Here is a 23,276-nt window from a genome sequence, read left to right on the forward strand (position 1 = left end):
ATCTAAACTTTATTCTATTATATAATTTTATCTTTATTGTAAGCAAAAATCAACAGGTTAATTCAATTTTATTTTTTAATTTAAATATAGAAAAGCCCCGGCTAAATTAACAGCCGGGGCAAGTTTACATAATTATGTTTTAATTATATAAGGTCAACATTCTCTGCCTGAGGTCCGCGGTCGCCTTCAACAATTTCGAATTCAACTTCCTGACCTTCTTCTAAAGTTTTGAAACCTTCTTGCTGAAGAGCAGAGAAATGTACAAATACGTCGTCGCCGTCTTCTCTTTCAATAAAGCCATAACCTTTTTTCTCATCAAACCATTTAACTTTTCCTGTGTAAACCATATTAATATCTTCCTCCTAAAATTTAAGCTGAGTATGTGTAGCTAGTTTAGAATACTCAGTGATTTAAATATATCATTTGATTTCTTATTTGTCAAATTTTTCTGATATAAAAATTAGATGGGATAATTTTTCTTGTTTTTATAAATATGATATACTTACTTTTGATAAGGAGGTAGTTAAATGGAAGAATTTATTTCTACTAATTTTATTTTTACTAACATAAATATCTTATTTTTGAGCACTGGCATCTTAATAACATTTTTCACTTTGCTTTCCAGCTGGAGAAAAATTGTTGAATTTAGATTTTTCTATTTGATCAATTTAATATTTTTTATTACTAGTTTTTTTCTTGTAATCAGTACAAAAAATTGGTTTATTTTTATGATTGGCTGGGAGCTTGCAACATTAACTACCTCATTAATGCTGGCCTGGGATGACAAAAATATTGCCTGGGAATATTTTGTGATTCAATTTATTGGGGGCAGTTTTTTGATACTAACGACTTTAACTGCCTATACAAATGGTTATCAATTTATCGGAGCAGTTGAGGAATTCTGGCTGCAGTTGATGTTTATAATAGCACTCGGAGTTAAAAGTGCAGTTATTGGTCTGCACAGCTGGGTCCCTTATATCTATAGAGAAGCGTCTCCAGGGTTTTGTGCCCTTTCTTCTGGACTGGTGGCAAAATTGGGCTATATTACTCTTTTAAGAGTTATTAGTGATGGAAATAGACTGCTGCTCTATCTTGGATTGATTATGATCTTCTATGGAGGAATCAAAGCTCTGGAAGAAAAAAATTATAAACTAATCCTGGCTTATAGTTCAATCAGTCAATTTGGTTTTATAACTCTGGCAATTGGCAGTGGAAATATTTACGGTTATTATGGTGCAGTACTACATATTATTGCTCACGCTTTTGCAAAATCCACCTTATTTAATGGGGCAGGAAACTGGATTAAAGAATTTAACTCTACCTCTATTTTTGATTTTAAACGCTGTGAAATCCGGCAGAAAGTTAATACGATAAGTACTATTTTTTCTTTTCTCTCACTGATGGCCTTTCCTTTTTTTATAGGTTACAATAGTAAAAACTTAATTAAATATTCTCTGAGTTCAATCCCAATGTTTGAATTTTTATTGCATTTAGGAAGTATTTTAACTGTGGCTTACGCTTTAAAAATATTATGGATAATATTTTTTAAAGATCTTAAAGATTCCAATTTTAATTTTAAAGTTAAGTTAAAAAGCAATTATCAACCCACTTTTCTAGAAAATATTTCAATTTTGCTTCCAGCTCTATCTTTAATTATACTGGCAGTAACTGCAAACATCTATTTAGGACATCAATTTAATTTTAATTATTTATCAGGATTAATAACTACAGCAGTTTATTTAATAGTGGCTTATTTAATTCGTTTTCCAATTATGTCCAGAATCGAACATTAACCAAAAGTTTTGATCAGGCTAATTGTTTGAAATTTAAATTATGTCTAAAAAAAGGAGCCTGCAGCAGGCTCCTTTACTAACTTTAAAAAATATAAATATTTTTTAAAGTTTTGATTAATCATTTACAGTTTAAATTTAGAAATTGAAGCTGATAGTTCTTCTGCCATCTTTGCCAGCTCCTGAGAAGCAGTAATAATCTCATCTGTGGCTGCATTCTGTTCCTGACTGGAAGCTGCTACTTCTTCAGCATTGGCAGCTGCAGTTTCACTTGCAGATGCAATTTCTCTAATTGCTCTCTCTACATCCTCACTATTTGCTGCCATTTCTTCCGCTTTATTATTTATATTGGTAATTATTCGACTTAAAACTCCTGCTGTATGTTCAATTTCTTCAAATGCTGTTCCACTTTCCTCAATCGAACTAACACTGGAATCAACTACTTCTCCTGTTTCTTCCATATTTTCTACAGAAGCCTGTACATCCTGCTGAATATCTGCAATTAATTCTGTAATTTCATCTGTCGCCTGATTTGATTCTTCTGCCAGCTGTCTTATTTCGTCTGCTACAACTGAAAAACCACGTCCGGCCTCTCCTGCTCTTGCAGCTTCAATTGCCGCATTTAAAGCAAGCAAATTTGTCTGCGAAGATATATCTTTAATAAGACTGACAATTTCTCCAATTCTCTGTGAAGAGTCAGCCAGAGAATGAACTGCTTTTTCTACCTGTTTTGAATTAGCTTTAACTTTATTGACTTCAGCTGCAGATTTATCAATCGATTGATTACCTTTTTCTATATTTTCCATCACATTAACTGACTGTCTATCCATCGCATCAGAAGATGTATTGATCATTGTAATCTGCTTGCTTAGTTCTTCCATAGTTGCAGATGTTTCTTCAACCTGAGCCGACTGCTCTTCAGTGTTAGAAGCAACTTCCTGGATAGCTTTACTTACCTCCTCTGCACTTTCTCCAACCTGATTTCCATTTGCAGAAAGCTCCTCACTTGAAGCTGCAACTCGGTCAGAAACAGCTTTGACATCCAGAATCATTGATTTTAGATTATTAATCATCTCTGAAAACGACTTGCTTAATTTCCCGATTTCATCTTTCCGCTTTAAATATTTATCGTCAATATTTATTGTGAAATCTCCTGCTGCCAGTTTTTGGGCAGTTGCGGTAACATAATTAAGGGGTTTTGCTATGTAGGAAGCAATAAGCACAGTAACTATTATTCCAATTATTAAAGCGACTAGAGCAATAATTAAGCTGATATTTCTTAAATTAACAAGTCCACTCATAACTTCTGACCTATCAGCTGTCATAGCAACAGACCAGCCATTAATACCTGCAGGATGATAGGCCATTATTTTTTGTTGATTATTAAATCTATAATGAACCGCTCCGCTTTCTCCTGCAATCATTTTATCCGTAACTGAAATAAGATGCTGATTGCTCTCGGCCAGTTCACTACTGGCTATGTATTCTCTCTCCGGATAAGCAATTGTATTTTTATTTTGATTAATTATCCATCCATAGCCGGCCCCGTTGATGTTCATTTCAGTAATTAACTGCTGTAAATATTCTGTAGAAACCGTACCAATTAAAACTCCAACCTGCTCTCCCAGATCGATAATTGGAACAGCAATCGAAATCACGTTACCCTCAGTTAATTGACTGGGACGGGCATTTGAATATGTAACTTCATTTGTTTCCAGCGCCCGCTGAAAATAATTTCTATCGGAAACATTAATGTTTTCACCACCAACCACATTGGCTCTACCATCCGGTCTGGCAACAATAATATTTTCCAGTTCGGGATGATGTGATTCCCGGAGATATCTTTCCTGACTGCTCCACATCATAGTCTGAACATCATTAGAATCCGCTAAATCTTTTAAAAAGATCTCTATCCCACTTAACCACTCATTAATGGTGTTAGAATTCTGTCTCGCACTCTCTTTAGCACCTGCCATTATTGTTTCTTCTAAAATATTAGTTGATTGATTATATAAAGTAAAAGCTGTACCACCAACAATAACTAAAATTAATATTATAATTGCCAGCAGCATTTTTCCCTTGATTGAATTAAGCATTTCAAATCCCTACCTTTTTTCTATATTATAGTAAAATTATATCATACAGACTGAATATTGCAATCAATAGAAATAATAGATTCTAATTCATTTATTGGCATCGGGCGATAATAATAATAACCCTGCACAAAATCACAGTTTAATTTTTTTAATATTTCTAGTTCCTCTTTTTCTTCTACTCCTTCTGCAATAACCATAAAATTAAGTTCATGTGAAAGTTCAATTATCTTTTCAGTTAAGATTCTGGTTTTTTTCTGATCTAAATTACGAATAAAGGACATATCAATCTTCAGCATATCAATCGGTAGTTTAGCTAAATAGGAAAGAGAGGAATATCCTTTACCAAAATCATCAAGAGAAATATAAAAACCAGCTTTTTTTAATTTATTTAAATTTTCTAAGTCTCGCTCAGCTGCGTCCAGAAAAATTGATTCTGTAATTTCAAAATCAATTTGATCAGGGCACAATTCTCTTTTTTGAATTAAATTTTCTAAAAAAGTAATTAAAGAATCATCTTTTAAATCATAGGCAGACAAATTAATTGAAATAATTTTTTCTGATTCTCTCAATACTTCATTCTCTGAAAATTCTTTAATAACCCTTTTAATAACCCAGCGGGTAATTTGAGTTATTAAGTTGCTTTGTTCAGCAATCGGAATAAAATATCCGGGTGAAATCGGACCGAATTCTGGGTGGTCCCAGCGAAGTAAAGCTTCCAGAGCTACTATCTCTTCATTTTGCAAATTGATTTTAGGCTGATAAACAAGATTTAGTTCTCCATTTTCTACAGCTTTTCTCAAATCATTTTTTAACTGACTATTATTTAGCTTTTCAAAATAAATTGTCTGATCATAGATCTGATAAAGTTTATTGGTATCTTCAATTGTATGCATTGCATGATGAGCCCTAGTAATTAATGTCTTAGCGTCATCACCATCTTTAGGATAAATTGTAATGCCAATTTTAAAATTCAAAAAGTAATCAATCTCATTTTCCTTCCAGAGTCTTTTTATCGAATTTAGAATCTCCACTGCCTTAGCTTTGATTTCTTCTTTTTTAGCTATATTTTTAAACAATAGCAGAAATTTATCTCCGTAATAATGACTTATTAAATCCAGTTCCGAATCATCTTTTAATACATCTGCAATTTTTTGGGCAGTCTGATTTCCGTGCAGTGAGCCAATTACATTAGATATATTGTCCATATCTGTTACTTCAAGGTAAAAAACGGAAAATCCCTGATCTTTCATAGACTCTTGAGAAACTTCAATTTGCTGCTCCAACTTTTCAGAAAAATATTTTTCATTTGGCAAACTGGTAAAATCATCATAATAGGCTAACTGATATAACTTATTTTCCAACTTTTTTTCTCTGGTTATTTCTGTAGTAGTTCCAATTACTTTTACTGCTTTACCTTTATCATTTTTTAAAAACCTGCCGCTATGTTTGATATAGATATACTGATCATTATTTTTTACTCTAAAAACATTTTTATACTTTTTGTTTTCACCTGTAAGAAAAAGCTCCCATTTTTCTTGAGCCTGTTTTCTATCTTCAGGATGAATATATACTTTGATTGATTCAATTGGTCCCTGCCTGGTATATTTTTGATGAATATTTAATTTGCTCTGAGCCCAGTAGGATAAATATAATTCTTCTTGCTGTAGATCATATTCCCAGATGCCAACATCTATCATATCCTCAATCAAATTAAACTTTTTAATTTTATCTTCTTCACTTTTAATCTTTTCGATTTTGTCAATGATACTTTTACTAATTACATAGTGACTTTTTAATCCTCTTTTTACAAAAATATAAATTAAAACCGAAGAAAAAATCACAAATAGAAATTCATTAATAAAGTGAAAGAGAACTAAGAAATTATTCTCAGAAAAAAAATGATTAATTATATATTCAAAGGTTGAAATCCAGATAACTCCCAACACAAAATATTTTAACATAATTTTAAAACTCATCCGTGATGGGTCAGTTTCTTCCAGTTTATTTTTCAGCTTAAATATTACATCCATTTGTGACCCTCCAAAATAAATATTTATCTATCTGACTAAATTAATGTATATCTAAATAAAAAAAACCGACCATAAGCGGTCGGGCGTTAATTTCTGCAGCCTGGCAGTCTCAGTAAGACCCATAGCTTTGCGTCACTGCTTTACAGCAGTTTTGCCCGTAGTTGAAATATATTTTCTTTTAGTAATTATATTGTACTAAAGCTCAGACTATAATTCAAGCTTTTTGATTAACAAAATTTGTTTTTATTTCTTGTTATTTCAAAGCAGCGGCTCTTGCTTTTGATAATTTTATATGTTAAAATAAATGATGTTGATGCCGAAGTGGTGGAATTGGCAGACGCGATGGATTCAAAATCCATTATCCTCACGGATGTGTGGGTTCGAATCCCACCTTCGGCACCATTTTTTACATATCAACATTCATAGTTATTTTAAGATCTCCTTACCGGGAGATTTTTTTAATTTATTAAAGAAAACTAATTAATATAAATGGAGGAACTGATAATGAATGCCGATTTGATCATTGCAGGTGCCGGACCAGCAGGACTTTTTGCTGCAATCCAGGCTGCAGCAAATAATGAAAATAAAAAAATTATAATTATGGAAAAAAACGCAAGCGCCGGCAAAAAACTTTTAATCAGCGGCTCAGGTCAGTGTAATCTAACCCATGCTGGTAATATCGCTGATTTTTTTGACCATTATGGAGAAAATTATAATTTTCTAATGGGGCCTCTTTATACTTTTGATAATCATCAGTTACTGCAATTTTTTAAAGATAGAGGAATTAAATTTAGAAAAGCTAGAGGTGGAAAGATTTTTCCTGAGTCCAATAAAGCCTCAGATATTTTAAATGTATTATTAAAAGAAACAAAAGCTAGAGAAATTAAAATTATATATAATACTCCGATAGAAAATGTTAATTACAAGAACAAATCATTTGAGATTAAAAGCAGCAATAAAATTTATACAAGCAAATATTTTCTGCTTGCAGCCGGTGGAAAATCTTTTCCTAAAACAGGTTCAACAGGTGATGGCTTTCAAATTGCCAGTAGTTTGGGTCATAATATTATTGAACCACAACCAGCTTTAGCTCCGGTAATTATTAAAGATTATCAATTTAAAATGCTGAGCGGAATATCTCTGAGAAATAAAAACATTTCACTCTGGAGAAATGGAAATTTAGTAAAAAGCTGGAATGATGATCTGTTGTTAACCCATCAAGGCTTATCGGGACCGGGAATCATCAATTATTCCCGCTACATGGAAGAAGGAGATATTATAAAAATAAAGCTATTAAAATATTCCAGGGAAGAATTAGAAAATAATCTGCTGAAAAAAATTGAAAGAGAGGGGAAATTGAATTTACTCAATCTTTTAATTAAATATCCGCTGGCCCAGAGACTAATTGAAAAGATACTTGAAATTGCGGATATTGACGGCAGCCAGAATGCGGCTCATCTGACTAAACAAGAAAGAAAAGAAATTATTGAAATTTTTTTAAGCTTGGAGTTTGAAATTAAAAAGCTGGCAGATTTTAATCAGTCAATGGTAACAAAAGGAGGGATTGACCTCAGCGAGATCAATCCCCAGACTATGGAATCAAGAATTATTAGTAACTTTTTTGCGGCCGGCGAAGTTCTAGATATTGATGGTGATACCGGCGGCTATAATCTGCAGGCTGCTTTTTCTACAGCCTTTTTGGCCGGTGCTGAACTCGCCCAGAGATTATAAATTAATATCTATAAATCGCTACTATATCTTCTCCATCTGGCATTTCTTCTTTATCCAGAACATAAACTTTTCCACCATTTTCAACTGTCTGCACGGCAGCAAAATTATAAAGATCATAATCCTCGTTATTACCTATTACTCTAATTTCATTTTCAGCCTCTACAAAAACTCCGCCCTTCTCGGCTTTTTTATTAAGCAGAAGGGTATCAACTTTACTATAATGGGCAGCTTCAACAATACCTTCTAAATCGGCTGAAGTTTTATCACCTGACTTCAGCTCTAAATATTTATCTTTAACATCTTTTAAATAGTCATGAAGGTGTGGTTCTACAATTTTCCATCCTTTTTCCCTTAATTCCTTTTTATTCATCTGTTTTGCATTACCACTTAGATTTTCTTCTACTAATTTATCATAATTATTAATGTTTTTATATAGAGGAAAGACACTATCATCAGCAGCAATAACAAGATAGCTGTCTTCATCTTTGAGTTCTAAATTAATAACCCTGTCAATTTCTTTTAAATAGTGCATTAAATCTTCATTATCATCATCTGAAGCTCCACCCTGGCCGTGAAATACTGCTGATCCTCCAGCCGTATTAACAGATTGATGTTTCTCAGCTGCTTCATCATCCAGATTTAAAAACTCTTTAATATTAAGAGGTAAGTTTTCTACTTCAACCTCTTCAATATCATTTCTGGTAGCCTGATACAGTTGATTATGCTTGGGACTCATAGCCAAAAGGTAATATTTTTGATTATCATGTGACTCTGCAATTAACTGTTTTAGATTAAAATTAGGGCTTACATATGACTTATCATAGGTATCAACTGCAAATTTAAAATATTCGAATCTATCAGGTGCAATAAAGACTGCCAGCCCTTCTTTTTGCTGCTGCCAGAAACTGCTGTCAGCTGCTAGAGAAGCTGCTGCTTCTAAAAATTCATCAACCTCTCGCTGCTTGTAATCCCACTGCTCTTTTAGTTTCTCTTCAACTTCCTGCAGCCGATTTTTAAACTCAATTTCTAACTTTTTAAATTCTCCATTATGCACAGCCTTAGTTGATAAATAAATTGAAACACAGGGACTTTGCTGATATTGAATAAGGTCTTTTAAAGTATCCAGTTTAATTTCAGTCATATCTATAACCTCCCTCTATAAATTAAGTTTATCTCTTTAATACTCGCTTATTCGCAGTTTCTCATTTTTCTTTGAATTAGAAAAGCAGAAACTTAAGGCATAAATATTAATTTCTGGAAATATAGAGACGACCTTATTAAAAAATCTATCTTTTTTCTAAAAAATTACTCTATGGTCGCTTTGGATCTCCACATAACCATGGCGGTCTTACCTCCCATATCTCCCAGGATCTATGTCCCAACATTCCTTCGTTCTACCTTCCCATGGGTGGAGGCCGGCTCTGCTCCTATACCGGGTCTTAAATTCTGTTAAGCCCTTTTGGTTTAAATAATTTCCGGCTAATCCAGTCTTCCTCTTTCAAAGTTCTATTACTCAACTTTAAACAAACTTTCTTAAGTCAACAAACTTAGTAAACATTAACAACAATACACTTAATACTTAAGCTACTTCCTGTAAATCTAAATTTCTATTAATATCGTTCATCAACTTTTGACCATCATACATAACATGTTTTTGACCAAGTGCAAAAAATATTCTAATCAATTTGCAGGCCAGGGCTATCATTGACTGCTTTGGTTTTAAAGGATTATCCCTCCGAGTAGTATAGTATTCATGCAGCTGTTTAAACTCCTGATTTTTAGCCAGTATCGGTAACATTACTCTGTACAGCAATGCTCTTAATTTAGGTCTTCCTCTTTTAGTTATTCTGGTTTGACCTAGATGCTTACCTGAGCTGTGTTCTTTTAAGTTTAAACCTGCAAGTTTCTGTATCTGTTTGGGATGATCATAATTATTTATATCCCCAACTTCTGCAATAAAACCAGCCACTGTAATTATCCCTACACCCTTTACTGACTCCATATATTTAGCTTCTTCCATACTGTTAAATAACTTTTCTACTTTTTCTTCAAGCAGTTCCTTCTGGTTGTTTAAAAGTTCATACTGCTCAAGTAAATTCCTTAATTCATACCGGGTGAATTCTCCACCTTCTTTAATACCAATTGAGTTTAAAGCTGCTTTTTTGAGCTTTCTGGCTCTTTTAATACCTACACCTCTATTAGCACCCTTTTTGAAAATCTCAACTATTTCTTCATCAGTTTTTTCAAGTATCAAATCAGGTAAAAAGAGTTCTTTTAAAACTGCAATAGAAGCTTTTCCACTCCATTTTTTAAAAACAGTTTGATATTCAGGAAAATATTTGTCTATCAGCTGCTGAATTTTATTTGAAAGGTTTATAATATCTTTAACCAGTCTTTCTCTGTGAGTCATTGCTATTCTTAGGTCTGCATATTCTTTTTCCGGCATATGTGGTATTGAATATCTGCCATCTATTACCAGTTTAGCTATGACTTTAGCATCTTTTCTGTCTGTTTTAGTTGGTGAGTTATCATCAAGAGACTTACTCTTTTTAACATGAGCTGGATTTACCACTACCCTCAAAAAATCTGTTTTTCTTCTTAGATATTCTTCTAAAGGTAACCAATAATGTCCTGTAGGCTCCATACCAACTATTACATTAGTTTTATTTTCCTTCTCACTTACTTTTGAAATCCAGTTGAGAAGTTTTTTAAAACCTGCTTCATTATTTTCAAAAAAGATTGCCTTATCATATTCTATACCTCTAAAATCAAAGAATCGAGCAGCATGTTTGTTCTTTGCGATATCCACCCCAACTACCAGTGTTGAAACTTTTACTTGCATAATCTTTTCGTTTTGAGTATAATTCATATTAGATACCTCCTTGGTTTTTTAGAGATCAGAATGACCTCTGATACTCCGTATTATACCAAGGGGGTATCTTTTTGTCGATATTGATTTTTATTCATTACAGGAATGCTCCTATTGGATTTAAATATACTACTCTCTACTTCTGACTTCTTAGTCAAGAAAATAAATGTTCGAAAATATTAATTAATTTTCTATAATTATATTTTATCAAAAATTAAAAAAATATAAAGTAATTTTTTAACTGACAAACTGCCAGTAAATTTTTGCCAGAGCCATAACTCCCTGTTTTATAGAAAACTGACTTAAAGCTGCTGCTGAAATTATAAGTTCATTACTCAATTCAACACTCAAAAAATTCTTATAATCAGGAAGCAGAATAGAGTTTTTTTCGGCAAAAATCTTAAAATCATGCTGACTAATTTCTTGATTTAATTTTAGTTTCAGATAAAAGAGAGAATCAGTTTCTACAGACTCAACGCCTCTAAAATGATCTTTAATCGCCTCTTTTAAAAGTAATTTCCTGTTTTTTAGACGCTGCTTTAAAAATTTAATTCTTTTTTCTAAATAACCATGATCAAGATAATAACTCAATAAATTATTAACTAAATTATCTCCAGCGGAAAATATTTTTTCTTTAATTACCTGTTGGAGAAGATATTTTTTTAAATTTGAATTTAACTCTCTCTTCCTATTTTTAGTCTCGACTTCCAGATAGACAAGCCCTGTTTCTAAACCAGGAAAAACTCTGGAAAAAAGATCCTGAATTAAAATAATCTCATTTTTATATTTTGACTCTAATAATTCCTGAATCTTGTTATTTTTCTGATAGAGTCCAAAATACTCATAAATTATAACTTTAAATTTAAGCATCTGTGCCAGCTCAAGCAGTGATTTAAGTTTTGAAAGACTCCAATCTAACAGACTCTCTCCTACAGATTCATCACTAATAATTAAATAATCAATAGTGTTATTTTCTAAAAATTCCATTAAACTATCATAATCAGCAGAACTCAAATTAATATTATTTTTTCCAACTGAATCCGAATTTTCTTCCTGTTCCCTGCTTGTTTCAAATTTTTCTGCATAAAATGATCTAAAAAAGGAACTATCACTAGTTTTGGTAAATAATAATTCTTTGTTTTGACCAACAACTGTCCTAAAAATATCCTGCAGCTGTTCTGCGGAACTATAATATAATTTAGTTTTCTCTATTTTCTGATACTGCTCCTGCAGAAGCTTAAAATAACTGCTTTCCTGATTCACTATTTTACCAAAACTCTTTCCCTTAAATTCTGAATAAAAACGATCAAAAATTAAATCCCAGGCGTATTCCTCTAAAAATTCTCCTCCATTTTCAGGCCCACTAAAATCAATAGTTTTTTGTGGTGCTGAAAAAGTTTTGGAAGTTAGAATTCTTAACCGCTGATCATCCCCATTACTCTTTAAAGCTGCAGCAGGAGCAATGTAACTCCCACTGCCTTCTTTTTTATAAATTAGATTCTCTGCAGCCAGTAAATCATAAGCTTTAACTACAGTTTCAGCATTAACATTCAGGCGGGAAGCAAGATTTCTAATAGAGGGCATCTTTGTATCAGGAGTATATTTATCTGCCAGTATTTCCGCTCTAATTGCTTCATAAATCTGAGTATATAAATTTTCTTCTCCATCTCGTTTTAAATCAATTTCGAACATTTTGCTTCCCTCCAATGTTTTATCATTTAGGATTAATTAAAATTCTTATTTTGCAAATGATTAAGTTTAAACCGTTTCATTTTTTCTTTTAAAAAACTTAATACCTTCATGACCCAATAGAAAAATACCACCAGCCAAAATAATTCTACCCCAGTCAGCTAAAGTTACTCCTGCAAAACCAAGAAAAGAATTAATCGGTGAATAAATAACTAAGAGGACCATTACAATTGAAATCAGGATAGAGTAAAGCATTTTTGTGTTACTGAAAAAATTCTTATTAAAAATACTTTTGTATTCATAACGGCGGGACATAATATTAACCCACTGTGAAAAAGCGATTGTTAAAAATGAAATTGTAGTACCACGTGCATAAAGCTGGGTACCTTCTCTAACTGCTTCTGCCTGACCATTAATAAATAAATAAAAGTTTGTAAAGGCCAGTCCACCCATCAGCAGTGCTAAAAATAATATCTCACTAAAGCTGTGCTTATTAACTATATGATCTTCCTGTTTTCGCGGTGGTGACTTCATTAAATGCTCGGATGCCGGATCAAAAGTCAGAGCTGTAAGTGGCAAAATCTCAGCTATCAGGTCAATCGATAGAATCTGAATAGCCAGAATTGGAATTGGTGTTCCCAACACAGCGGCAGCTAAAAGACCCAAAAGCACAATTGTTAATTCAGCTCCGTTTGTTGTTAAAGAAGCAATAACAGTTTTCTTTAAGTTATTGTAAATATTTCTTCCTTCTTTAATCGCATAAACCAGGGTCGGAAAACTATCATCAAGTAATATCAATTCTGATGCTTCCTTAGATACATCTGTACCCATCTGCCCCATTGCCACTCCAATATGAGCACTCTTAAGAGCAGGAGCATCATTAACTCCATCTCCAGTCACAGCCACAATTTTCTGCTGTTCTTTTAAATTCTTAACAATTCTTAACTTGTTCTCTGGTGAAACCCGGGAGAAAATAAGTGATTCATTTTCTTCCATAATCTCTCTTAATTCTTTTTCACTCATACTGTTTAAATCTTCACTGGTAAAGACGGGTACATCCTCGTCATCAATGGAAAGTTTTATTTCTTTACCAACAGCCTGAGCGGTGATCGCATGATCACCAGTCATCATATAGGTATCAATATGGGCCGCATGTGATTCCTGAATAGCATCTCTTACTCCTTCTTTAGGAGGGTCAATCATTGCTACCAGACCCAGAAAAATAACATCTTTTTCAATTTCTTCTAAAACATAGTCCGTCTCCTCATCTTCTAACTTCCGGTAGGCAATGGCTAAAACACGCATTGCATCTTTAGAATATTTCTCATTTAACTTATTTAATCTTTCCTTATCTGCTTCAGTTATTTCTACTACTTCTCCATCTTTAAGAATATGTTTAGAAACAGAAAGTACACTTCCCAATGCACCCTTCATCTTAAGATAATTTCCATCTTCAAATTCTCTAATTGAACTCATTCTTTTGCGGTCAGAATCAAAACTGAATTCATGTAATTCAGGATTATCCTCATCTTCTGTTGGAGAACGAGTACCGAGTTTTGTGGAAAGTGTAATTAAAGCTGCTTCTGTCGGATCACCGATTGCATACCAGCCCGGATGTTCATCATCAGGTTCATGAATTTCTGCATTAGAAGCCATAGTAGCAGCATCAAAAATAATTTCCATTTCTGCAATCTCTTCCTCAGTCAGCGGTTCCCCATCTTCTCCTAATAATTCTCCTTCAGGTTGATAACCAAGTCCAGTTACCTCATATTCTTTTCCGTCAAAATATACCTTTTTAACTGTCATTTCATTTTTAGTCAAAGTTCCAGTTTTATCAGTACAGACAACATTGGTTGAACCTAAAGTTTCTGCAGAAGATAACTTTTTAACAACTGCATTCTTTCCTGCCAGTCGGTCAACCCCCTGAGAAAGAGCAACTGTAACCTGCATTGGTAAAGCTTGAGGCACCACAGCAACTGCAATACCAAGAGCATAAATTAAGGCAAAATCAAGGCCATAGCCCTGATAGATGCTGATTCCAAATAAAGCCAGCGCAATAACTACTGCAAAAACAGCAATTTTATTGGCCACTGACTGCAGCTCAGACTGCAGAGGAGATTTTGATTTATCTTCTTCCTGAGTCATAGAAGCAATCTTACCCATTTCAGTATCCATACCGGTTCTGACTACTACTCCTTTAGCCGAACCAGAGGCAACTGTTGTTCCCAGATAGGCCATATTATCTCGGTCAGCAAGAGTTCTTTCAGCCTCAATATGATTAGACTGTTTCTCCTGAGGCATTGATTCCCCGGTCAAAGAAACATCATTCGTTCTTAAATTAAATGACTCGATAATTCTTAGATCAGCTGGAATTTTATCTCCCTCTTCCAGGCTGATAATATCTCCTACCACTAGTTCCTCCTGAGAAATTTCTCCAATTTGATCATCTCTAATCACTTTCGAAGGAGATTTAACCAATTTATTTAAAGAATCCATAATTTTTTCTGCTTTATATTCCTGTCTAAAACCAATTACTGAGTTAATTACCGCAATAATAACCATAATTGTTCCATCACGATAACTGCCAATTGCAAAAGACATCACTGCTGCTACTAAAAGCAAAATCACCAGTACATCTTTAAACTGCAGCAGGAAAATTTTTGTTAACGATTTTTTAGCCGTGGCCTGCAGAACATTTTTTCCATCCCGCTCCAGCCGCTTCTGGGCCTCAGACTGACTTAATCCTTTTCTGGAAGTCCCAAGCTCATCCAGGACCTCTTTAGCTTTTTTTCTATAAAACTCTTTTTCTGGCATTTGATCACCTCTTATATATTTTGAAGTAATTTTTTAACAATACAAATTTACATTTAAATTAATTCTAACTCAACTATTCAGCCAGTGCTGAAACCAGTTCCCGACAGTAATCTGGAATATCCTTAACAACTCTGCCCCAGACAATATTACCATCTCTAAAGGCAGGCTGATCAACCCAACTACCTCCGGCATTAATAATATCATCCTTAATTCCTTCAGAACCGGTAGCTTTTCCACTAACTATTCCGGCAGATATTCCAACCAGACCTGCATGACAGATTAAACCAATAATTTTGCCTGCCTCATAGTTTTTCCGAACTAATTCTACAATATTATCATCTCTTCTTATCTTGTCAGGAGTCCAGCCCCCTGGGACCAATACTCCATCATAATCTTCATCTAAAACTTCTGCAGCTGTAAAATCAGCTTTTTTAGTCAGACAGCCGTGTTTACTGCTGTATTCCTTATTTTTTTCCATTCCGATCACATCAACACTGGCACCTTCCTCTTTCATTCTCATATATACAACCCAGAACTCCAAATCCTCATAGCCTGGACCAATTAACATTGCAATATTCTTACCTTTTAATTTCACTTTAACTCACCTCTTAGTTGTATTATTTTAGTACTTAAATATAATAATAACATTCTTGAATAAAATTTAAAGTTCGCCATTTACTAATTAATTTTAAAATTCTCAACCTGAAAATATTTTTCGCGCTCTTCTTTATGCCCAGTCTCTTTTGCCAGACGATAAATCTTATGGTTTAAAAACTTTTTATCCTCCTGTTCCAGTACATTTTTATCAAAGCCTCCCAGCACATAATGACTGAATTTCCAGACCTGATCTTTAATATCCTGCGGGCTACCCTCTGCAATAATTATCAGAGCGTCGATTATCGAGCCTGCAACTGAAACATCCTGTTTTCCATAATGAGTAAGCTGGTAAAAGGTTTTATAAAGTAAATCCCAGAAAGAAATATCCTCCAAAATAAAACAGAGTTCATCTTTTTCATTATAATAATAAGTATTTTCTAAGTTAGCAACTGCAATCCTGGATAAAACCCAGCCCAGCTGGTTAATACAAAAAATGGCGGTATTGGGATCATTAATCCCCGGAGAAATCGCCCTCAAAGCAACTTCAGTTAACTTTAGCAGGCCAAACTCTATATCATTTTTCTTACTTCTTTCATTACTAATTACCAGATTACCACGAATTTCATCTTTTATTTCCTTCAGCTTTTCTTCTGAAAATTTTTCAGCTTCTTCATTTAGCTGCCAGAATTTAAATACAATAGTATTTTCAGTTATATAATCTCCTATCATTTTTTCGGCCCTAATTATAATATCATATTCATCTGCCAGTTTGGTCAGTTCAAGATCATAAATCACCTGAATATAACCACTCTGCTCAGGGTGAAGTTCACAAAATTCCCGATCGAGCATCTCTTTTAAATCATCCGGAGGATCATTCCGAATCTGATCATTGCTATTATTTCTTGCTTCGGTTTTATCTACAATCTCAATAACCTCTTCTTTAAGACTCTCAATCAATAAATTAACCTGAACTGAATTAGCTGCATGGTGAATAAAATAAACAAAATAACCCAGACAGACAATAGCAACAATAACTCCAATCATTGCTGAAAAAATAATCGATTCTCCACTTCCCTGCAGGCTGTCATTAAGGAACAATAAAGTTAACATTGAATAGATAAAACCAGCCAGAAAAACCCCTAATACTTTTAAGGTTACCTTGTTTTTTAGAAAATCCTGCATTGTTCGGGGTGAAAACTGAGAAGAATACATTGTCAGCACAACCATAATCATTGAAAAAGATACCGTAATCATTGCAAATAAAGAACCTGCTATGGTAGATAAAATTGTTTTAGAAAGGTCATAAGAAGTAAAGAAAAATGAAGGCAGCACATTAACCAGACTGCTGCTGTATTGATGTTCTATAAATATAACAAAAATGGAAACTAAAGCAGCAGAAATTGCATAAATTGAGGGTATGAAATATATTTTATTTTCTATATTATGCATAAATTTGAACTTCAATACTGACACATCCCTACTATTATTATCATTTTAATAAGCTAAAAATTATAATTTATCTTCTACCATTTAAATTCAACAAAATTACTAAATATCCTTTTTCTTATTAAAAGTTGATAATAATTATTAAATTAACTATAATTAATTCAAAGCGTAAAAAAAGTTAGAACTAGGAGGATGATAAAATGAAATATGTTCAATTAAATTCAAGTGACCAGATGCCGCTCTTAGGATTAGGAACCTGGCAGCTTAGAGGTCAAGAATGTGTTGACTCAGTTAAAATGGCAGTTGAGATAGGCTATAATCACATTGATACTGCAGATGGTTATAATAATCATCAGGCTGTAGGCAGAGGAATTAAAGAAAGTGGAATTGATCGAAATGAATTATTTATAACATCCAAAATAAAACCAGAAAACTTACATTATGAAGATATTAAAACAGATACTCAAAGATTTTTAGAGGAGCTGAACATTGGATATCTTGATCTGATTCTAATCCACTGGCCCAATAAAGATATTCCTTTAGAAGAAAGTTTAAAGGCTTTAAAAGAAGTTAAAGAGGAAGGACTTGCCAAAAATATAGGGGTCAGCAACTTTACCATAAATCACCTTAAAGATGCAATGGAAATTTATCCTGACTTAGTTGCAGTTAATCAGGTAGAATTTCATCCTACACTATATCAGAAGCAGCTACTTGATTTCTGTCAGGAAAATGGGATTGTACTTACTGCTTACAGTCCGCTGGCCAGAGGAGAAGTCTTTGAAAATAAAGTGATCAAAGAGCTGGCTGCTAAATATGGTAAATCAGCATCTAAATTTACTCTCAAGTGGTTGATTGATAAGGATATTGTAGCTATTCCTAAAGCAAGTTCCAGAGAACATTTAGAAAGCAATTTCGATCTTTTTGACTGGAATTTACCAGCTGAAGTGAGAGAAAAAATGGATCAGTTAAATAAAAATAATCGGATTATTAATCCTGAATGGGGAGAATTTGATTATTAAAGTTCTGTATTTAAGTACCGGGTACCTGGATATAATATCCAGGTACCCGGTACTTACTACTCTTACTATTTTTGACCTAAAGCATGGGCAAAAATATAAGGTGCAAAATCATCAGCAGCAGCTGGATGATCTAAAATCTTATAATCAAGCTCTTCAAAGTTATTTTTAAGCTTCTGCATCCGCTCTGGGATATCCTCTTTTACATGGTAGCCAGCAAAGATAAAAAGAGGTAAAATATCAAAGTACTCATATCCTTCCTTCATTAAATCTTCAATCACTGTTTCCAGCTGGGGAGAAGCAAATTCCAGACAGGCACCTTTAATTTCAGCGTATTGGCTGCTTAAAGCCGACGATCTTCCTATCTCATCACTAACTACTGCTAAAGAGCCAAATTCGTCTCCATTTTTGCTTTCAGAATTGATTTCATTTAACTCCTGAATAAAATCTTTAAATTCCTGGTTGCTCTCCTGACGTTTACTCCCATGGCTGACAACAACTAATACTTTTTTTATGCCCATTATAATTCCGCCTTCAATTTTTTTAAAACCTGATAATTAGCCTCAATTGTTTTGTCTAGATCTGCCTCACTTAAAGCTGTAGAAATAAAATTTGATTCAAATTGAGATGGGGGGAGATAGATCCCCTGTTTAATCATTTCCTTAAAGTAAGCTGCAAAAAGATCTAAATCACAATTTTTGACATCCTGATAGTTTTCAACTTTTTTCTCAGTAAAAAATAAAGTAAACATTGAGCCAACTCGATTAAAATAGGCTGGAAATTCAAGCTCTTCAATATTCTTTTTAAATCCTTTTTCCAGTTTTTCTGCCTTTGCTTCCAGCTGAGCATAAATCTTTTTATTCTTTAACTCCTTTAAAGTAGCCAGCCCTGCCTGCATGGCCATTGGATTACCTGATAAAGTTCCTGCCTGATAAACCGGACCAGCAGGAGCAACATAATCCATAATTTCTTCTCTGCCAGCATAGGCACCAACAGGCATTCCGCCACCGATAATTTTACCAAAGGTGCTTATATCAGGCTCAATCTCGTAGAGTTCCTGAGCCCCACCCCGGGCCAGACGAAAACCAGTCATCACTTCATCAAAAATCAAGAGGGCCCCATTTTTGCGGGTGATTTCTCTTAAAAAATCTAAATAACCTGGCTCAGGGGCAATAACTCCCATATTCCCGGTTACCGGTTCTAAAATAATACCTGCAATCTCAGAAGCATATTCCGTAAAAACTTTTTCTACAGCCTGCTGATCGTTATAAGGTACTACTATAGTTTCTTTAGCAGTATTTTCAGTCACACCCGGGCTGCCTTTGATACCTAGAGTAGCAACTCCAGATCCTGCCTCAACTAATAAACTATCACCGTGTCCGTGATAACAGCCTTCAAGTTTGATAATCTTATCTCGACCTGTATATCCCCGGGCCAGCCTGATAGCACTCATGGTAGCTTCAGTTCCCGAATTAACCATTCGCACTTTATCTACTGCCGGATAAAAATATACTATTAATTCTGCAATTTCTGTTTCAATTTCAGTTGGTGCCCCAAAACTGGTTCCCTTCTTTAACTGTTTTGTTAATTTTTTAACTACCTGAGGCGGATTATAGCCCAAAATCATTGGCCCCCAGGAATTAACATAATCCAGGTACTGATTACCGTCAATATCATAAAGATAGGCTCCTTCTCCTTTTTCAATAAAAATTGGATCCATTTCTACAGCCGAAAATGCCCGGGCAGGACTGTTAACACCACCGGGAATTACTTTTTTGGCCTTTTTAAAAGCTTTAGCTGATTTTTTTCTATGATCTCCCATAAAACCACTCCTTAGCTGATAACATGCGTGAGAATCTAAAAATTTAGCTCACTAATTTTCAACTCAAATTTTGATTAACTTTACGCTAATTTTAATTAATTCTGCATAACTTTTTTTATTTCTGCTTTTAAAGATTTAAAATCTTCTTTCCTGTCCTCTTTTTTCACTTCAAAAAAGTCATTTACTCTAATATTTATTTGATTAAAGGGCAGCGGAATTTTAAAATTATCCCATCTGTTTTTCAAAGTCAAACTGTGTTTTACTTCAACAGTTAAAGGTATAATTTTTCTTTTTGAAAACAGGGCCATAATCAGCGCAAAATCTTTGATTTCATGTTCAGGACCGGTAGGCCCATCAACTGAAAGCAGCAGATTGGCATTATTTTTTTTATTAATCTGATTTTTAAGCTGAAAAATATAATTGCCATCACCCGCCAGATCAGGTAGTCTGATCACATCATAGCCAAAATACCTGCTGATTCTGCTGATTACTCCTCCCCGCTTATTTTTGGTTGTAACAATATTTAGCTGCTTTCCTTTTAAAAATGGATAATAACAGTAGCTGTCACCATGCCAGATAAAGACAACAAATTTTTCCGGATATTCAGTTTCCAGATATTCTAGATTTCCCTTTTTTTCTATTTTGCTTGTTTTATAAACAAAGTCTATATAATAGTATAAACAGGCACTTATGATTTTTTCTTTGAGCTGAGTTAATACTTCCATAGCAACACCTCTACTAATTATTGTTTTGCAATTTAAAGTTAATCATTTAACCAGCGAGCAGCACTGTCAGCCCAATATGTAATGATAATATTTGCTCCTGCTCTCTTAATCGAGGTTAAAATTTCTAAAGCAACACTTTTTTCATCAATCCAACCCTTTTCAGCTGCTGCTTTAACCATTGCATATTCTCCACTTACATTATAAGCTGCAATTGGCAGCTTAAAGTTAAGGCTAGCTTTCTGAATAATATCCAGATAGGATAGTGCTGGCTTGATCATAATAATATCTGCACCCTCTTCAATATCCAGTTTCATTTCTCTTAAGGCTTCATCCGAATTAGCAGCATCCATCTGATAGCTGCTGCGGTCACCCTCACCTGGAGCTGAATGGGCTGCATCACGAAAAGGACCATAAAAGGCAGAATGATATTTGGCAGAATAAGCCATGATCCCTACTTCTGTATACCCATTCTGGTCTAAAGCCCGCCTTATTTTCGCGACTCTACCATCCATCATATCCGAAGGGGCAATCATATCTGTTCCTGCTTCGGCATGGGAAACTGCAATTTTAGCCAGCCTGCTTAAGGTAGCATCATTTTTAATTTTTCCAGCTTCTAAAATTCCGCAGTGGCCGTGATCCGTGTACTGACATAAGCAGAGATCAGTGATTACCAGAAGTTCTGGAAATTTATTTTTCAAACTGCGTACAGCCTCCTGGACTATTCCATCCTGCTGCCAGGCACTGGAACCTTCTTCATCTTTGTATTCAGGCAGTCCAAAAAGTATAACAGCTCTGATTCCCAGATCTATCAACCCCTCAACTTCTTTTAGCAGCTGATCTAAAGATAGGTGATAATTACCGGGCATTGAAGGAATTTCTTCTCTAACATTCTCTCCCTGAACTACAAATAGGGGCTTCACAAAATCTGCAGCAGATAAATTTGTCTCTCTAACTAAATCTCTAATACTTTGAGAACTGCGCAGCCGTCGTGGTCTATTTATTAAATTCATTTAAAAATCCTCCTCGTCTTAAATTTATCCTCTTTTAGAAATAATATTTTAAAATAGCAGCAAATAAACCTTCAATTGTGTATTCTGCTGCTGTTATTTTAAGGTTAAGCCCGTATTCCTCTGCTTTTTCAGCAGTTACCGGACCAATACAGGCAGTCGGAATTTCTTTTAACTGCTGCCAGATTTGCTGATTACTAATCTTTTCTGCTGCTTCAAGCTCTAAATTTTTATTCTCAATTAATTTCTCTAGCCCACTGATAAAATTTTCAACAGTTGAAGAACTGGTAAAAGTTAATAAGTCAAGTTCCTCATTTAGAAGCAGCTCCAGAATTTCTGCCTCCAATTTCACTGACTCTGTTCTGTAAGCTTCAACATTATTGACTTCTGCCCCCAGTTTTTTGAGTTCTTCTTCCAGCAGCTGTGGTGCAATATCTGCTCGCGGCAGTAAAAATGAACTCTGGTTGAAATTAATTTTGTTCTCGCCTTCAAACTTCTTTAAATACTCTAAAATTCCTGCTGTTGAATAATCATCCGGTATAAAATCTGCTCTAATTCCATTTTGCTTTAACTCCGCTGCCGTTTTAGAACCAATGGTCATTATTTTTATTCCGGCCAGGGCTCTTAAATCCAGCCTCTGGCTTTCCAGTGCCTGCATAAAGTATTTAACCCCATTAACCGAGGTGAAAATTAAATGAGTATATGCAGCTAAATTTTTAACTGCTTTTTGCAGAGGCTCCCTGTTTTGAGCTGACTTTATCTTGATTGTGGGAGCTAAAACTGCATTACCAGCTTCAGCTTCTATCATCTCTACAAAAGAAGCAGCCTGTCCCCGGGGGCGGGTGACTAAAATATTTTTTCCAAGCAGTTTTTTGTTTTCAAACCAGCCTAGCTTTTCTCTTAAATTAACAACCTGACCAATTATAATCACTGCCGGCGGCTTAAAATCTGCAGCCTCAACTTTCTCTACAATATCAGCCAGAGTTCCGGTTATAGTCTGCTGATTTGAGCGGCTGCCCCAGCGAACCAGAGCAACAGGTGTATCTGGACTTTTACCTGCCTCTAAAACTCTTGCTACAGTCTGCGGCAATTTACCTACTCCCATCAAAACTATCAGAGTATCCACAGCTGCTGCAATTTTTTCGATTTCAATTGTACTCTCGTCTTTATCAGCCGCCTCATGTCCGGTAATTACCGCAAATGAGGAAGCCAGATGTCTCTGGGTCAGTGGAATCCCTGCATAAAGTGGAACTGCCAGGGAAGAACTGATTCCAGGAATAATTTCAAAATCAATCCCGGCCTCTTTCAATTTTAAAGCTTCTTCACCTCCGCGACCGTAAATAAAAGGGTCGCCTCCTTTTAGACGGCAAACCGTTTTTCCTGCTTGAACTTTTTCAACCATCAAAGTTTCAATTTCGCTCTGAGTATAATGATGATCCTTTGCCTTTTTGCCAACATATATTTTTTCTGCCTCAGGACTTGCATATTCTAAAAAACGATCATTTGCCAGCCTGTCATATAAAATAACATCTGCGTTTTTGATAGCTCTTTTTGCCTTTAATGTTAAGAGAGCCGGATCACCAGGACCGGCTCCAGTTAAGTACACTTTTGCTTTCATTTTTTTATACTCCTTTTACCCTTACT

General features: G+C 34.5%; 17 protein-coding genes, 1 tRNA gene and 1 riboswitch. Of the genes, 4 read left to right on the forward strand and 14 right to left on the reverse strand.

Features of this window, described 5'->3' with window-relative positions; translation table 11 throughout:
* Positions 1-143: 143 nt before the first annotated feature.
* Positions 144-347, reverse strand: a complete 204-nt coding sequence (locus C7958_RS04400) for a cold-shock protein (RefSeq protein WP_111571460.1) — start codon at positions 345-347, stop codon at positions 144-146.
* A gap of 180 nt (positions 348-527) precedes the next feature.
* Between C7958_RS04400 and C7958_RS04405 the strand changes: the two genes are divergently transcribed.
* On the forward strand, positions 528-1,793 hold the full coding sequence (locus tag C7958_RS04405) for a proton-conducting transporter transmembrane domain-containing protein (protein WP_111571461.1): 1,266 nt from the start codon (positions 528-530) through the stop codon (positions 1,791-1,793).
* A 122-nt stretch (positions 1,794-1,915) separates the two neighbouring features.
* Here C7958_RS04405 and C7958_RS04410 read toward each other — a convergent pair whose 3' ends face one another.
* Entirely contained in the window at positions 1,916-3,886 is a 1,971-nt protein-coding gene (locus C7958_RS04410) for a methyl-accepting chemotaxis protein (protein ID WP_111571462.1), read from the reverse strand.
* 41 nt (positions 3,887-3,927) lie between these two features.
* Positions 3,928-5,916, reverse strand: a complete 1,989-nt coding sequence (locus C7958_RS04415) for a bifunctional diguanylate cyclase/phosphodiesterase (protein ID WP_111571463.1) — start codon at positions 5,914-5,916, stop codon at positions 3,928-3,930.
* A gap of 91 nt (positions 5,917-6,007) precedes the next feature.
* Positions 6,008-6,082: riboswitch (cyclic di-GMP riboswitch) on the reverse strand.
* Between the two features lie 149 nt (positions 6,083-6,231).
* Here C7958_RS04415 and C7958_RS04420 point away from each other — a divergent pair.
* A tRNA-Leu gene (locus C7958_RS04420) sits at positions 6,232-6,318 on the forward strand.
* A gap of 102 nt (positions 6,319-6,420) precedes the next feature.
* Positions 6,421-7,647, forward strand: a complete 1,227-nt coding sequence (locus C7958_RS04425) for an NAD(P)/FAD-dependent oxidoreductase (RefSeq protein WP_111571464.1) — start codon at positions 6,421-6,423, stop codon at positions 7,645-7,647.
* A 1-nt stretch (position 7,648) separates the two neighbouring features.
* Here the strand turns inward: C7958_RS04425 and C7958_RS04430 are convergent, their stop codons facing one another.
* The 6 genes from C7958_RS04430 to C7958_RS04455 all read right to left on the reverse strand — a co-directional run bounded on the left by C7958_RS04430 (position 7,649) and on the right by C7958_RS04455 (position 17,080).
* Positions 7,649-8,788, reverse strand: a complete 1,140-nt coding sequence (locus C7958_RS04430) for a baeRF7 domain-containing protein (protein ID WP_111571465.1) — start codon at positions 8,786-8,788, stop codon at positions 7,649-7,651.
* 438 nt (positions 8,789-9,226) lie between these two features.
* Positions 9,227-10,516, reverse strand: coding sequence for an IS110 family transposase (locus C7958_RS04435; RefSeq protein ID WP_111571466.1), 1,290 nt, complete (start codon positions 10,514-10,516; stop codon positions 9,227-9,229).
* 237 nt (positions 10,517-10,753) lie between these two features.
* Positions 10,754-12,208: a GntR family transcriptional regulator gene (locus C7958_RS04440; RefSeq protein ID WP_111571467.1), complete on the reverse strand. Its 1,455-nt coding sequence runs from the start codon at positions 12,206-12,208 to the stop codon at positions 10,754-10,756.
* Positions 12,209-12,274: 66 nt separating this feature from the next.
* On the reverse strand, positions 12,275-15,019 hold the full coding sequence (locus tag C7958_RS04445; RefSeq protein ID WP_111571468.1) for a cation-translocating P-type ATPase: 2,745 nt from the start codon (positions 15,017-15,019) through the stop codon (positions 12,275-12,277).
* Positions 15,020-15,092: 73 nt separating this feature from the next.
* Entirely contained in the window at positions 15,093-15,614 is a 522-nt protein-coding gene (locus tag C7958_RS04450; RefSeq protein WP_111571469.1) for a type 1 glutamine amidotransferase domain-containing protein, read from the reverse strand.
* 83 nt (positions 15,615-15,697) lie between these two features.
* On the reverse strand, positions 15,698-17,080 hold the full coding sequence (locus C7958_RS04455; RefSeq protein ID WP_111571470.1) for a DUF2254 domain-containing protein: 1,383 nt from the start codon (positions 17,078-17,080) through the stop codon (positions 15,698-15,700).
* Between the two features lie 182 nt (positions 17,081-17,262).
* On the opposite strand from C7958_RS04455, the gene C7958_RS04460 reads away from it, so the two are divergent.
* Positions 17,263-18,081: an aldo/keto reductase gene (locus C7958_RS04460; protein ID WP_111571471.1), complete on the forward strand. Its 819-nt coding sequence runs from the start codon at positions 17,263-17,265 to the stop codon at positions 18,079-18,081.
* A 65-nt stretch (positions 18,082-18,146) separates the two neighbouring features.
* On the opposite strand, the gene C7958_RS04465 is transcribed toward C7958_RS04460, so the two are convergent.
* From C7958_RS04465 to cobA, 5 genes are all read right to left on the reverse strand, one after another.
* The gene (locus C7958_RS04465; protein WP_111571472.1) at positions 18,147-18,599 is read right to left on the reverse strand and encodes a sirohydrochlorin chelatase; all 453 of its coding nucleotides are present in this window, start codon (positions 18,597-18,599) and stop codon (positions 18,147-18,149) included.
* Positions 18,599-19,900: a glutamate-1-semialdehyde 2,1-aminomutase gene (gene hemL, locus C7958_RS04470; protein ID WP_111571473.1), complete on the reverse strand. Its 1,302-nt coding sequence runs from the start codon at positions 19,898-19,900 to the stop codon at positions 18,599-18,601. Before hemL ends, C7958_RS04465 begins: the two co-directional genes overlap by 1 nt.
* A 95-nt stretch (positions 19,901-19,995) precedes the next feature.
* A complete protein-coding gene (locus tag C7958_RS04475) occupies positions 19,996-20,625 on the reverse strand; it encodes a hypothetical protein (protein WP_111571474.1) in 630 nt (209 codons plus the stop codon).
* Between the two features lie 38 nt (positions 20,626-20,663).
* Entirely contained in the window at positions 20,664-21,635 is a 972-nt protein-coding gene (gene hemB / locus C7958_RS04480) for a porphobilinogen synthase (protein WP_111571475.1), read from the reverse strand.
* A 34-nt stretch (positions 21,636-21,669) separates the two neighbouring features.
* Positions 21,670-23,250 carry a uroporphyrinogen-III C-methyltransferase gene (cobA, locus tag C7958_RS04485; RefSeq protein ID WP_111571476.1) on the reverse strand — a complete coding sequence of 527 codons (1,581 nt, stop codon included), beginning with the start codon at positions 23,248-23,250 and terminating at the stop codon, positions 21,670-21,672.
* Between the last annotated feature and the right edge of the window lie 26 nt (positions 23,251-23,276).

It is taken from the genome of Halanaerobium saccharolyticum, from assembly GCF_003259895.1.
Lineage (GTDB): Bacteria > Bacillota > Halanaerobiia > Halanaerobiales > Halanaerobiaceae > Halanaerobium > Halanaerobium saccharolyticum_A.